Source organism: Tissierella sp. P1, from assembly GCF_002266425.1.
In the GTDB taxonomy this organism is placed as follows: Bacteria; Bacillota; Clostridia; order Tissierellales; family Tissierellaceae; genus Tissierella; species Tissierella carlieri.
In genome coordinates, this window is record NZ_NPMN01000029.1 from 1 (window position 1) to 14,300 (window position 14,300).

At 31.2% G+C, this 14,300-nt stretch carries 12 protein-coding genes; 5 read left to right on the plus strand and 7 right to left on the minus strand.

The window, feature by feature from the left end:
* Position 1 precedes the first annotated feature (1 nt).
* From CIW83_RS17335 to CIW83_RS17360, 6 genes are all read right to left on the minus strand, one after another.
* Positions 2 to 1,717, minus strand: coding sequence for a hypothetical protein (locus CIW83_RS17335; RefSeq protein WP_094903542.1), 1,716 nt, complete (start codon positions 1,715 to 1,717; stop codon positions 2 to 4).
* A gap of 143 nt (positions 1,718 to 1,860) precedes the next feature.
* Positions 1,861 to 2,892 carry an ABC transporter permease gene (locus CIW83_RS17340; protein WP_094903545.1) on the minus strand — a complete coding sequence of 344 codons (1,032 nt, stop codon included), beginning with the start codon at positions 2,890 to 2,892 and terminating at the stop codon, positions 1,861 to 1,863.
* A complete protein-coding gene (locus CIW83_RS17345) occupies positions 2,889 to 3,926 on the minus strand; it encodes an ABC transporter (protein WP_094903547.1) in 1,038 nt (345 codons plus the stop codon). The genes CIW83_RS17340 and CIW83_RS17345 overlap by 4 nt, the downstream gene beginning before the upstream one ends.
* Positions 3,927 to 5,510, minus strand: a complete 1,584-nt coding sequence (locus CIW83_RS17350; protein ID WP_369819408.1) for a sugar ABC transporter ATP-binding protein — start codon at positions 5,508 to 5,510, stop codon at positions 3,927 to 3,929.
* Positions 5,511 to 5,572: 62 nt separating this feature from the next.
* On the minus strand, positions 5,573 to 6,694 hold the full coding sequence (locus tag CIW83_RS17355; protein WP_094903549.1) for a DUF3798 domain-containing protein: 1,122 nt from the start codon (positions 6,692 to 6,694) through the stop codon (positions 5,573 to 5,575).
* A gap of 196 nt (positions 6,695 to 6,890) precedes the next feature.
* The gene (locus tag CIW83_RS17360) at positions 6,891 to 8,138 is read right to left on the minus strand and encodes an HlyC/CorC family transporter (RefSeq protein ID WP_201259998.1); all 1,248 of its coding nucleotides are present in this window, start codon (positions 8,136 to 8,138) and stop codon (positions 6,891 to 6,893) included.
* Positions 8,139 to 8,337: 199 nt separating this feature from the next.
* Between CIW83_RS17360 and CIW83_RS17365 the strand changes: the two genes are divergently transcribed.
* The gene (locus tag CIW83_RS17365) at positions 8,338 to 10,035 is read left to right on the plus strand and encodes a M3 family oligoendopeptidase (RefSeq protein WP_235601395.1); all 1,698 of its coding nucleotides are present in this window, start codon (positions 8,338 to 8,340) and stop codon (positions 10,033 to 10,035) included.
* Positions 10,036 to 10,076: 41 nt separating this feature from the next.
* On the opposite strand, the gene CIW83_RS17370 is transcribed toward CIW83_RS17365, so the two are convergent.
* Complete coding sequence (locus CIW83_RS17370) at positions 10,077 to 10,934, minus strand: aromatic acid exporter family protein (RefSeq protein ID WP_143598585.1); 858 nt, start codon at positions 10,932 to 10,934, stop codon at positions 10,077 to 10,079.
* Between the two features lie 220 nt (positions 10,935 to 11,154).
* Between CIW83_RS17370 and CIW83_RS17375 the strand changes: the two genes are divergently transcribed.
* The 4 genes from CIW83_RS17375 to flgN are packed head-to-tail and all read left to right on the plus strand — an operon-like array spanning position 11,155 to position 14,108.
* Positions 11,155 to 11,529, plus strand: a complete 375-nt coding sequence (locus CIW83_RS17375; RefSeq protein ID WP_094903557.1) for a flagellar protein FlaG — start codon at positions 11,155 to 11,157, stop codon at positions 11,527 to 11,529.
* An 11-nt stretch (positions 11,530 to 11,540) separates the two neighbouring features.
* Positions 11,541 to 13,223 (plus strand): flagellar filament capping protein FliD, encoded by a 1,683-nt coding sequence (fliD, locus tag CIW83_RS17380; RefSeq protein WP_094903559.1) that lies wholly within the window; start codon positions 11,541 to 11,543, stop codon positions 13,221 to 13,223.
* A 16-nt stretch (positions 13,224 to 13,239) separates the two neighbouring features.
* Positions 13,240 to 13,629: a flagellar export chaperone FliS gene (fliS, locus tag CIW83_RS17385; protein WP_094903561.1), complete on the plus strand. Its 390-nt coding sequence runs from the start codon at positions 13,240 to 13,242 to the stop codon at positions 13,627 to 13,629.
* Positions 13,630 to 13,637: 8 nt separating this feature from the next.
* Positions 13,638 to 14,108, plus strand: a complete 471-nt coding sequence (flgN, locus tag CIW83_RS17390; RefSeq protein WP_094903564.1) for a flagellar export chaperone FlgN — start codon at positions 13,638 to 13,640, stop codon at positions 14,106 to 14,108.
* The last annotated feature ends 192 nt before the right edge of the window (positions 14,109 to 14,300 follow it).

Here is a 14,300-nt window from a genome sequence, read left to right on the forward strand (position 1 = left end):
TTTATCTGCTTTTTTTAAAGGATTCTAGATTTATCACACTACACTCATGTTTTCTATTATTTCTTGATTCTAAAAAGTTTAAAACAGTCTTTCCCAAAGAAGTCAATTTGATTTCATAATTTGGATATAAATTGCATTTAATAATTCCTAGATATTGTAAGTATATATAAGATGCAAAGAAAAACTTAAGATTATTTGAGAATTTTGGTAAAATGCTCCCAATTTCATAATTTGTATTTTCACTTAGGGAAGATAGAGATAACATTAAATCCTTCTTGGATTTTTCCAATATATTTATATTTTCTATATCGCAAAGTTCAGATATAAATTCACTTTTCCAAATATGTTGAAAAAATAATGCATATTTATCTTCATCTCTTAATCTCAAATAATTAGTTCCCTTATTAGAAACAGATAATTTATTGCCGTTTATTGAAAGTAATCCTAGATTAAGAGAAAGCTTATAAAACATATGGATTATAGGGAAATCCTTTTGATTAGGTGAATCTTTATCTACATGATTAGAAAGTTCTAATATTTTATTCATTTCTAAAAGATTCTTTCTTTTTATGTATTTATTTTTTTCTGTTAAATCTAAGGGTTTATCTAATACATATAGCATAAATTTATCATAATCCATAATAAGAGATATTGCATCTTCATTTAGAAAGTCTGATACAATATTTGATAGTTCCTTGTCTATTACAAAGGGTGATTTAACTAGCTTTAACTGATTCATAAAGTCAAATCTAGTTTTACTGATATTTAATAGTTCTTTATATACCTCTTTATAATCTGAGTCTTTATTACTTAAAAATCCCAAATAATTTTTAAAAGTTGCTATATAAGAATTAAGGTCTTCTTGAGATACTATAAATCCTTCTTTTATGGCATCCTTAAAGAAATAATGAAAATCTACTTGATCAAGATCATATAAAGTTAAATCTTCATCTGCTAGATAGTATTCAAAAAAATCTATTAAATTTGCGATATATCTCTTTACTATGGATTTAGACACTTTAAGTCCCAGATATGCTTCGAACTCGTCTAATTCGTCATATAAAACTGAAACAATATCTTCATCCATTTCCATTGCCTCAAAGATGCAATTTGTATAGATTTTATATAAGTTTATGCTATATTTCTTTAGGTACTCTTTCATAGTAAGTGTTTGGAAATTTAATCTCAAACGATTAAAATCAATAAATACTTCTTCAAGGAACATGGATTTAATAGAAGAAGGTAAATAACTAATATCCCCTACAAAAGTAAAATATCCTAGTAGATTTCCAACTCTAGCAAGAGCAAAATCTCCAATGGATATAGTATGTGCTAATTCTGGTTCCCATAATTTATAACTTTTATTTTGAAGTAAATCAACGACTTTGATAAATTCTCCATCAATGTCAAGGACTTCAAAGAGAGATATATTTGATTTGTTACGTTCAATTAGAATATCTTTTTCTTGCTCTGTTAATACTCCTGATTTTTCTTCAAGAAATTTCTCAATAAAGGTTTTCCCATCTTTCCCCATGAAGTCGATGCTTATCCAGACATTGAAAGCTAAAGTATGTTTTTGTTCACCAAAATCAGGATAAAAAAATTCAAGTTTATCTAAAATACTCTCATCCTGTATTTCCTTAGATATATATTTTAACAACTTTTTAGTTGCAGACTTATCAATTTTTTGTATTTGCTTATAAGTTAAATCTTGCATAATTCCCCCCAAAATATATTACGAATAATTCTTCATTAAAGTATATTATATACTATTATATAAGAGATTGCACAGAAAAAAATCCTCTTTTACAAAAAGAGGATTTTTTCAATTAATTCGGAATTTTAAATCAACACAATTTATTATATATCAGATAATTGTGTTCTTGCTTTATTTTGTTCCCAAGCATGAAGTAGAAGTGCAAGACCTATAACACCGTATGCAATAAATACCCTAAAGTATTCACCTATTTGGGCATTTCCCATTAGATTTTGACCAGCTAGTGGAGAAATTATAAACAGTAGATGGAATAGGAAGGTGCCTATTAGAGCTTCCCGCCAAGATGCTTTATTTACTGATGCACCACCTATTAGAAGGGATGCAACCGCAAAAAGACCTACCTGCTCATGATTGCTAAAGGTATTTAATGTACCCATATTTTGAAGATATACTATTTGTCCCCAAGCAGCCAGTACTGTTGAGATTATTATTGCAATAATTCTAGTTTTATCTACATTGATACCGGAAACACTGGATATATGCATATTTTGCCCTACAGCTCTCATTTCCTGACCTAATTTAGTTTTTAGGAAAAAGTAAAGAGCAAAAAATAATAAGGCAGTTACTATCAATGTAACAATAGGGTAAGAGGTGATGTCTTTAAAGAATAAATTATCTAGAGATTTTCTAATAATATTTAAGTCTATGGTGTTTCTAAGTCCCACACCTGTGGGCATAAGTATATTTTTATTACTAATAGGTATGACTTTACCAGCAAGTACTATAAATATTAATTGATATATCCCATTGGCGAAGAATCCTAAAATCATGGAAGTTATCATTTCTTTTCCTTTAGCTTTGTTTAGTACTTTTCCAACTAGGTAACCAAGGATTATAGCTACAGGAGTAGATACTAATATTGCAATTAAAAATCCACCTATTCCTCCTATACCATAATTCATTATAAAGATAAGACCAATTTGTCCAGCCATGGCCCCTAGAACTATACCGAAGTTCAGTCCCATTCCAGTTATAACTGGAATTATAAGTGACATTACTAATATCAGATTTCTTGATAGTCTAAAAATCATTTCATTAAAAAGAAAGTTAAGTGGCAAACCAGATAAGAAAAAGCCAACTACGCATATAGCCATGAATACTATTGGAACTATCATGCTGCATCACCTGCCTTTCTAGTTAGTGCATAGATAATAATACCATTACTGATTATTATTCTTATTATTTCAGCCATACTTCCTTCAGATAAAATATTGATTACAGGAAGTGCTACAACTAATAAACCTTGAAACAAGAAAGTACCGATTATCACATGAATTATTTTTGCTTTTTGCAGAGTTGCACCACCTATCAATATAGAAGCAGCTGCTGGAAGTGCTACATAAAGAGGTGCATTATATAATTGTAAGAAACCAAAGGACTGACTGTATACTATGATACCAATAGCAGCCAATACAGTAGATAGCATAATACCTAAAATTCTTTGCTTATCTACATTTACTCCATTTGAGGTTGCAAAGGCTTCTGAGCTTCCAGCAACTCTCATGGCAGTACCCTTTTTACTTTTTGAAAATATCCATACGACTGCTGCGAGAATTATAAATATAAGGATTAAACCTGTAGGAAACTTTATTTTACCAAGAGAAAAGGATAAAAATCTATCTAATACTCCTCCCATTGAGGATTCTAAGGAAAGTGTAACACGAAGTCCTGATCCACCCATTGCCCAAATTAAACTCTCGTTTTTAAATGGGGCAACAAGCCAAAATATACACATAAAGGACACTATTGAGTAACCAAAATAATTACCTACAGTCATTTCCTGTCCTTTTACTTTATTGAGCATTAGGCCATATAGATATCCTGCTATAGTTGCCAATGGAATTGCAATAGCCAAAGATACGGCGAAACTGGCAAATCCAGTAAGCCCCAGCTCAATACTGACTAAGGCACCAATAAGCCCAAATATAACTCCAAGGGGAAGGTTAAAGTTAATACCGATACCTGATTGTATAGAAGGAACCATGGCTAGTACTAAAATTACATTCATACCAAATCTTGTGAATATGTCTTGCCATATCCCTGATAGTGGAATATCTAATATAGCTGCTGCAATTAATAAGACGATTAAAAATGCTGAAATTATCAATCTAGGAAATCCAATTTTTCTGTATATTTTCTTAAAGTCCATTTAACTCACCACCTTATCTATATCTTCTCCAGCCATGGCTAGACCAAAGGCCTGATCTGATGCATCTGGTGGAAGGATTGCATGAACTTTACCTTCTGAAATGATGGCTATTCTATCAGATACCTGCCTTAGCTCAGCTAATTCACTGGAAGTGATTATTATGGTCATATTGAGCTCTTGATTTAGCTTAACTAAAGTATCTAGAACCAGTTTTTTAGCTCCTATATCTATACCGCGGGTAGGCTCTGATACCAGTAAAATATCTGGATTTAGAGTAAGAGCTCTAGCTATACATACCTTTTGCTGGTTTCCACCAGATAAAAATCTCGTATATTGATTAGATCCTGTACATCTAATATCTAAATCCTTTATCATTTTTTCTGCATGAAATTTAATTGATTTGCTATCAACTATTTTAAAAGGGCCAATTTTATTGATAAACTTTTCTTGAATTTCAAGGGATGTAAATGCAATATTAAAATCAATCGGTTCATCTAATAAAAGCCCAACACCTTTTCTATCCTCAGAGAGAAAAGCCACAGCGTTATTTAGCATTTCCCTTGGATTATTTAATGGCATTTCTTTACCATCTTTCAATATACTCCCCTTAGTTGGATAGAGTCCCATGATTCCATTGGCTATACCAATTTTACCTTGTCCAGCCAATCCTCCAAGGCCTAGAATTTCACCTTTTCTTATTTGAAGGTTAACGCCTTTAACTCTTTCACCAGGCATATCTACATATAAATCTTTTAACTCTAAATATGGTGAGGTATCAGAGTCAATATCCTTTTTATCCGATATGGTAGAAGTTATTTCCCTTCCTACCATAAGTTTTGCCATTTCAATAATATTAATCTCAGAAGTCGGTATAGATTTAACTAAGGAACCATCTCTTAAAATAGTGATAGAATCTGTGACCTGTTTGATTTCATCTAATCTGTGAGTGATGAACAAAATAGCTATACCCATATTTGATAGATTCTGTATGACATCTAGAAATTGATCAGCTTCAGATTCTGTAAGTACAGCAGTTGGCTCATCTAGTATTAGGAGTTTTAGATTTGATTTATCTATTTCCCTAGCAATTTCAATAAACTGCATATAGCCAACGGGTAGTCCTGCTACTGGAAGGTATTCATCTACAGTCATATTTAATTTATTTAAAGCATTTTTAGCATCTTCTTTCATCTTGGTGAAATTGAGTTTTTCTAGTTTTGGTCCTAAGACTTTAGATAGTGTTGTAGGTTTAGTGTTTTCACGATTTAACTTTATATTTTCCGTAATAGTAAATCCAGGAATAAGCATGAATTCTTGATGTACCATTCCAATACCCATTTCCATAGCTTCTGTTGGAGATTTTGGGTTGCATGTTTTTCCATCAAAGAGAATTTCACCTTCAAATCCTCCGGTAGAGTGTATAACGGGCATACCAAATAATATATTCATTAGGGTTGATTTGCCTGCGCCGTTTTCTCCTACCAAACCATGAATTTCACCTTCTTTAATAGTCAGAGAAACATTTTTAAGTACTTGATTTCCAGAGTAAGTCTTTGATATATTTTTCATTTGGAGTAAATCCACTTTATAACCTCCTTTACTTAAAGAGAAGGGAGTCGTCGAAACGACCCCTTATATTTAGTTTATTAGAATATTTGAGATCCTAGTACAAATAACAAGAAGTTTGGAGTATCTTCATTAAGCTCTGAGAATTTAACTTCATTATTCTTATCTCCAGTTACTTCTTTCATATACTGAACCATAGCATCTTTATCGAATTTTTCTATTTTACCTTCAGCGTATGCTTTAGCGTATTCTACACCGGCTTCAATTATAGCTACGTTTGCTGGTCTATTCCAAGTACCAAATCTTCCAGTACCACCTTTTTCAGCTATCTTAGCAGAGATTTGTTCTGATAGATAATCTAAATCTCCTGCTTTATCGGAAGGAATTTCAATACCTAAAGCACCAGGATAAGCATGATATGGGGATGGACAGCATTGTTCAGGATAGATTGCACCTGTTTCAAGAGCTTGTTTAATTAAAGGCTCCTGCATAGAGCAGTTTGTACTGAAGAATGCAGTATCTTTACCGTATTTATCTACTTGTCTTGGAACATCTTCTAATATAAATAGTTGTGCACCTGGCACACCTGCATCTGAAAGTGGATCTGGAGCGTCTACTTCAACAAACTGAATGCCTAGATCAGCACAAGTTTCTTTGAATATATCCCTTCTAGCTGCTAACAATTCCATAGACATATGTCTTGGGAATGAGTAATGTATAAATGTCTTAGCTCCCATTTCTTTAGCTTTATGAATCACAGATTTCCCACGTTGAAGCTGGTCAAGTTCAAGTAAGATATCTCCACGAGAAGCTATTGTATCAGGATTTTCATGAGGTACACCTAAGATAAATAATATATCTGGTCTAGTTTCTCTAACTTTATCTATAGCTGGTGCAGCTCCTTCAACTGCTTGAACGAAAACTATAGCTTTTACAGCTGGATCAGCTGCCAATGAAGCAACTTGAGCAATGGTAGTTTCCTGTTCTTGAGCAAACTTGTCAGGATAAGTAATGTGTTTAATCATATCACCATATTTCGCGACCATTCTTTCACCTGCACGAAACTCTTCTTCCCCTTGAGATACAGTGCCAGTCACTATACCAATTTTATAATCGGTTTTACCTGATGTAGTTTTAGTTCCGCAGCCAGTTAAGCTAATCACTAGTATAGCCACTAGAAACAATACAAATATTTTTTTCATAGCTATTCCCCCTTAATTTTTATTATAAAAAAAGCCCAATTACTAGTTGGGCTTATATTTAGAGATACAAGAATAGAGAATCAAAATGATATAAAAATTAAAGGCTTGTTCTTGTATCTTATTATTTAATTTGTATTAAATGGGAGGTAAAAATATTCCTATTATTTCTATTAAATTACTAATAAAAATATGACTGTTAAGTAAGTATCCTCATCTTTTCAATTCTATTTTTTTCTATTTTTTCGATTATAAATTTAAGGTTTTCATATTCAATTATTTCATTTTCTTCAGGGAAACGATCTAATATACCTATTACGAATCCACCTATGGAATCAAAATCTTCAGATTCTATATTAGTTCCTATCATTTCATTTAGGAGGTCAAGCTTTGTACTGCCATCTACTAGGTATTCGTCCTCTTTAATCACTTCGATATCTTCGTGTTCTTCATCATATTCATCCTTGATTTCACCAACTATTTCTTCAACAAGGTCTTCTGTAGTAACCATTCCAACAGTACCACCATATTCGTCTAAGATAATAGCTACGGGAATTCTATTTAATCTCATTTCATCGAAAAGTTCAGCAGTTGATTTAAATTCATAGGTATAATAAGCAGGTCTTATTATATCCTTTAACTTGAAATTGTCCTTGTTGTCAACATAAAGTATAAGGTCTTTTACATGCATTATACCAACGATATCATCTATATCTTCGTCATATACCGGAATCCTAGAGAAGTTTTCTTCTTTTAAAAACTCTAGCAATTCACTGTATGTAGAATTTATATTTACAACAGCCATATTGGTTCTAGGTGTCATTACGTCTTTAGCATGAGAGTCGCCAAATTCAAAAACATTATAAATCATTTGTCTTTCTTCACCCTCTAGAACTCCTTCTTCATGGCTTACATTTACTATGGTCTTTAGTTCATCCTCTGTAATTAGAGGCTGTGTTCCTGTTTTAGTACCACCTAATAGTCTAACTATACCATTAGTTACAAAAGTTAAAATAGAAATAAGAGGCTTAAAGACTATAGTTACAAAGCTAATAGGTCTAGCTACTTTAACAGATGTTTTTTCTGAATTTTGTGCAGCTAGCGATTTAGGTGTTACTTCACCAAAGACCAATATCAAAATAGTCATAACAATTGTAGAAATTAAAGTACCTTTACTGCCGTATAAGTCTATAGCTATTGATGTAGCTATTGCAGATGCTCCAATATTAACAACATTATTCCCTATTAAAATAGCCCCTAATAATTTATTTGGATTTTCAACAAGATTGCTAATTAATTTTGCATTTTTTTCATTATCTTCAACCATACGTCTTAATCTAATTTTACTTAAGGAAACGAGGGCTGTTTCAGATGCAGAGAAAAAAGCAGAAAGTCCAATAAGAATAAATAAAATAATAAATTCCCAAAATAAATGGTCTGACAACATCATCACACTCCAATTAAATATTGATTAGTTTATAAAATATCATACCATATTATACCACATTATTTTTATACTACTATAATATACATTAATATTATTAGGCATTTTAGAGATAATAAACAAAAATAAATATTTAATCTATTAATTAATGGAAAAATCTGATATTATTGAAAATAAGAACCAATTAGAATGGAGGGTTAATGTGCTAAAATTTAAAGATTATAAGTATGAGAGACCAGATTTATCTAAGATTACTGAGGAGTTTGATGAGATTTTAAAAAGATTCAGTGAGGCAAAATCTTTTGAAGAGCAAAATGAAGTAATGAAAGAAATAAATAAAGTAAGAAATCATGTAGATAGCATGGCTACTTTAGTGAGTATTAGACATTCAATCGATACTGAGGACGAATTCTATGCTGAAGAAAATGATTTCATTGATGAAAACAGACCGAAGTTTGAAAATTTAGTGTCTAAATTTTATAAGGAACTTGTTAACTCTAAGTTTAGAAAAGAATTAGAAAAAGCATGGGGAAAGCAAGTATTTACTCTTGCAGAACTGCAATTACAAACTTTTTCAGAGGAGATAATTGAAGATTTAATTAAGGAAAATAAACTTGTAACAGAATATGATAAATTAATTGCTTCAGCTAAATTAAATTTTGAAGGTGAAATAAGAAATCTAAGTCAGATGAGACCCTTTATGGAATCAAAGGACAGAGATATGAGAAAAAAAGCATCTGAAGTTACGACTGGATTCTTTAAGGAAAACGAAGAAGAACTTGATAGAATTTATGACGAACTAGTTAAAGTTAGAGATAAGATGGCTAAGACTTTAGGATTTGCTAGCTATGTAGAAATGGGATATAAAAAACTTGGCAGATCAGATTATGATGCGAATATGGTTGCTAATTATAGGAAACAAGTATATGAGGATTTGGTTCCAGTAGTTGCTGAATTAAAAGATAGACAGAGAAGAAGACTTGGACTTAAAGAAATGAAACATTATGATGAGCCTTTGGAATATTTAACTGGAAATGCGACTCCAAAGGGAGACCCTGATTGGATTCTTGAAAATGGAAAGAAAATGTATAGAGAACTATCTCCAGAAACTGATGAATTTTTTACATTTATGATAGAAAGAGAGCTATTAGACCTAGTTAGTAAAAAAGGAAAGATGGCTGGCGGATATTGTACTATTATACCAGAATATAAATCACCTTTTATATTCTCTAACTTTAATGGAACATCTGGAGACATTGATGTATTAACTCATGAAGCAGGTCATGCTTTTCAATCCTATTTAAGTATGGGATTTGAGTTGCCCGAATATGGCTTCCCAACATTAGAGGCTTGTGAGATTCATTCAATGAGTATGGAGTTTATTACTTGGCCATGGATGGAACTTTTCTTCCAAGATGAGGTAGAAAAATATAAGTTTAGTCACTTAGCTGGTGCAATTAATTTTATACCTTATGGAGTAACTGTAGATGAGTTCCAACATTATGTATATGAGAATCCAACTGCTACACCAGAAGAGAGGAAGCTTAAGTGGAGAGATATTGAAAAGAAATACCTTCCATTTAGAGATTATGGAGATAATACTTTCTTAGACAATGGTGGATATTGGTTTAGACAGGGACATATATTCAGTAGTCCATTCTATTATATAGACTATACTTTAGCACAAGTATGTGCATTCCAATTCTGGATCAAGACTAGGGAAGACAAAGAGAAAGCGTGGGAAGATTATATAAGACTTTGTAGAGCAGGAGGAAGTTTACCTTTCCTAGAGTTAGTTAAACTAGCTAACCTAGAAAATCCTTTTGTAGATGGAACAATAAAAAGAGTAGTAGAACCTATTAATGGGTGGCTAGATAGTATAGATGATAGTGACTTCTAATAGTTAAGACTAATAAATAACTTGTGCTTACAAAGCACAAGTTATTTATTTTCTAAGGGATGTTCTTCTAAAAAGCTTTTTATCTCGAGAAGTAGATTTAAGCTTTGATTTAGATGATAATTATATACAATATCTATATCTTCTTTAATTAAACCTTCTTTGGGATCTAAAGTTTTATCGAATAATTCCTTTAACAGTTTTTGATTTTTCCCATCGATATATGGGATTTTATCCATCTTTGATAATAAAGAAATATTAGTCTCTATAGAATCTGCAATAGATAATATTTTATTATATGAATTTGAATCTTTATTTCTAAATAAGTTAAGATCAATGTCATTACTAAGTGCCTCATAGTTTTCCGCCAATAACGTTATATCTGATCTAAGTTCTCTTAGGTCTACTTCTCCTTGTTTCCATATTATGGTATAGATTATTTTCTTACATTCATTATAAAGAGTATTTATAGAACCTCTTATTCTTTTCTCCATATTTGGGGCAGAAATAAAATAGTTTATTATCATTCCTACAATGATTCCTATGAAAGTATCTATTATTCTAAACAATGCATATGAAAATCTAGCTTCTAGTATTGGATTCAATGCGATACCCATAAAAACTATAGCTGATAATTGTAATGCCTTATTCCATCTCATAATATAACATAAATGGATAACAATTATAACACCAATTCCAATAAAAAAAGGATTTTGTGGAAATGCTAGAGAAAATAGCAATCCAATAATAGCACCTACAAATGTACCTAGCATTCGATTTTTTCCCATTGTAAAGGATTCAGAAACCGAGGCTTGCATTGCCATAATTGCCCCTATGCCTGCAAATATAGGACTTTTAGATTCAAATAGAGAACAAATCATAATACTTATTGAAACTGCCAACCTGTTTTAATAGTTCTCATGCCTATTCCTAAATTCATATTTTTTTTCAAAAATTTCCCCCTCTCTTATAAGGTAACAATATTATACCCCAAAAAACAATGATAACAATAATTTATAGACTAAGAAGGATATATATGTAAAAAATTAACTCATATTATTAAAGAATATGAGATATTAGTCGATATAATGTGTAGGAGATTATTAAGGGGAGGTAATATAGATGCAGGTTAGTACTATGGCAAATATCTCAACAAATTCAAGGATTAGCCAAGCTCAAACCAATACTGTCACATCAGGGAATGGAGAAATTAAAATACCAAAACAGGCAAGACAAAGTGAGGAACAAAGATATAAAGAGGATAAAAAATTTTCACAAGAAGAAGTTATAGATATAATACAAAAAGCAAATAAGGACTTTGTTGCTTACGATAGAAGATTTGAATTTTCAATACATGAAGCAACTAAAGAGATAATGGTAAAGGTCATAGATGTAACAACAGATGAAGTGATTAGAGAACTTCCACCAGAAAAGATACTAGATATGGTTGCAGCAATTTGGGAAGTTGCAGGAATTATAGTAGATAAAAAAATATAGGCGGTGATTTTATGAGTAATTTAAGAATATCAGGGTTAGCATCAGGTATGGATACAGATGCTATGGTTCAAAGTATGATGAAAGTAGAAAGGCTAAAAGTTAGTAGATATGAGCAGAGCAGGCAAATGGCTCTTTGGAGACAAGAAGCATATACTAGTATGAATAAGATGTTTGCAAACTTTATATTGAATACTAGAAAGGATATGGGACTGACCAAAGTCACTAGTACAGGTATAGCTCTTGGTAATTCATATTCAAATTTAGATTATATAAGGAAGGCAACGTCGTCAGATGAAACAGCAGCAACTGTGTCTAGTACAAGCAAGGCTGTTAATGGAAGTTATACAATTACAGTTGATAAATTAGCTACCAATGCAAAACTAAATAGTGCAAAGGTAGCTGAGAGTAAAAAATTTGACAATGAAATTACTATTAACTTAGGTACAGGTGGAGAAGATATTGTAGTTAAAAATGAAAATGGTGTTACCATGAGCGATGTGGCTAAGGCAATAAATAATGCTAAGCAAGGAGTTACGGCTTTTTTTGAAATAGATAGTAGTAAGGAAGGAGTACTATTTTTACAAACTACTAAAACAGGAGAGACTGCAACAATTAATCTTACTTCATCAAGTAGCGAATTTTTAAGCTGTTTTTCTGAAAAAACGGCACAAGGTATAAATTCACAAATCGATTTTAATGGACAAAAATTTAATTACTCTGATAACAATATAACTTTCAATGGTCTAAATATTGAACTTAAAGCACAAGGCACTACTACCATCAAAGTAGATACAAATGTTGATGGTATAATGGAAAAAATTCAAAAGTTTATCAATGATTATAATGAATTAGTGGACAAGGCATCTAAATCATTAAATGAGAAAAGATATTCAAGTTATCATCCTTTATCTCAAGAAGAGAAAAAGGCTATGCATGAAGATGATGCTAAGCTATGGGAAGAAAAAGCTAAATCAGGAATGTTAAATAGTGATGCAACCATTCAAAGAGCACTTCAAAATGCAAGAACTGATATATATAAAACAGTAGAAAATGTTGAAGGCTCTTTTAACCATATTACACAAATAGGTATAAGTACTGAAAAATATGCGAGAGGTACTACTGGTGGAAAACTTCAAATAGATAAGGAGAAACTTAGAGAAGCAATTGAAAAAGATCCAGAGGGAGTAATGGAATTATTATTCAAAGAACCTCCGGCAATGGCAGGTAGACCACCAGTTCCAGAGAAACCGGTACAAGGTGAAGGGGAACCAGATGATGAATTTGCTGAGAAAATGGCCCTATATGATGAAGAGTTTAAAAAATATCAAGAAGATTTACGTAAGTATGAAATTGAAGATAAGAAATATAGGAATGCTAATGGAGGCATTTTCACAAGAGTATATGATAATTTAATTGATGGAATGAAATCCATTATAGATAAATCAGGTCCAGGTGAAGATGCAGAATTATTTAGGTCAGTGAAGTCCAATATCCTTATAGATTTTGTAACTAAAAAATCAAGTATATCAGATTTAGATAAAGAAGTATCAGAAATGAATAGAAAAATAGATGATTTAAACGTAATGTTATACAGAAAAGAAGAATCATATTACGCTAAGTTTGCAAATATGGAAAAAATGTTACATCAGATGAATAGCCAAAGCAATTGGCTGACACAACAGTTAATGCGATAAATAAGGGGAGAATAAAATGACATATCAAGCATTAAACCAATATAAGCAGAACGCTGTCCTGACGGCTACTCCAGAGGAACTTACATTGATGCTATATGAGGGTGCTATTAAATTTATGAATATTGGGAAATATAGCATAGAGAATAAGGACATGGAAAAGGCACATTCCTCATTACTGAGGGCACAGGACATTATATTAGAATTAAACTATTCTCTAGATATGAACTATGATGTATCCAAAGGACTTAGAAAGTTATACGATTTTGTTTTAACTAAATTAGTAGATGCAAATATAAATAAAGATAGTAAGGCAATAGAGGAAGCACTTACCGTAGTAAATGATATGAGAGATACTTGGAAAGAGGTTATAAAACAAATAAAACAAAAAGTTTATCAAGCTAAGTAGGTGTGCAAATGACTTATGATAATGTAAAAAAAATGATAGAACTTTCTTTGAAAAAGAAGGATATATTAATTCAAATTTTAAAATTAACTACAACTCAAGCAAGCACAATAGAAAACGATAATATAGATAATTTAAGTAAAATATTAATTCAAAAAGAAAAATTAATGGAAGAGATAGATATCTTAGACAGGGATTTCTTATCATTGTATAATGATATAAAATCAGAGGAAGGCATAGATAATTTAGAAAAGATTAATATAGAAAAATATGCTAATATAAAATCTTTAAAGGGAATCGTCACCGAAATAAATGCCATATTAAATGATATATCGATGATAGATCGTAATAATACAATTAAAATGAAATCAAATGTTGATAAAGTTAAATCAGATCTTAAGCAAGTAAAGGAAGTTAAAAGAGCATATAAAGGATATAACTATGAAGCTGTGGAAAGTATTCTAATAGATGAAAAGCAATAGAAAGGATACAATCTAAATTTTTCGTACAAAATCTTTATATTTAAAAAATAGCATAAAAATAAATTGACATAGATATTCTATTATGCTATTATATACAGAAATTATGTAAATTGAATAAATCTCTAAGTATTGTCCTCGCCGGAGGATAATACTCTTTAAAAGAGATAAGAAATCGCATCGATAGGCCTGAGG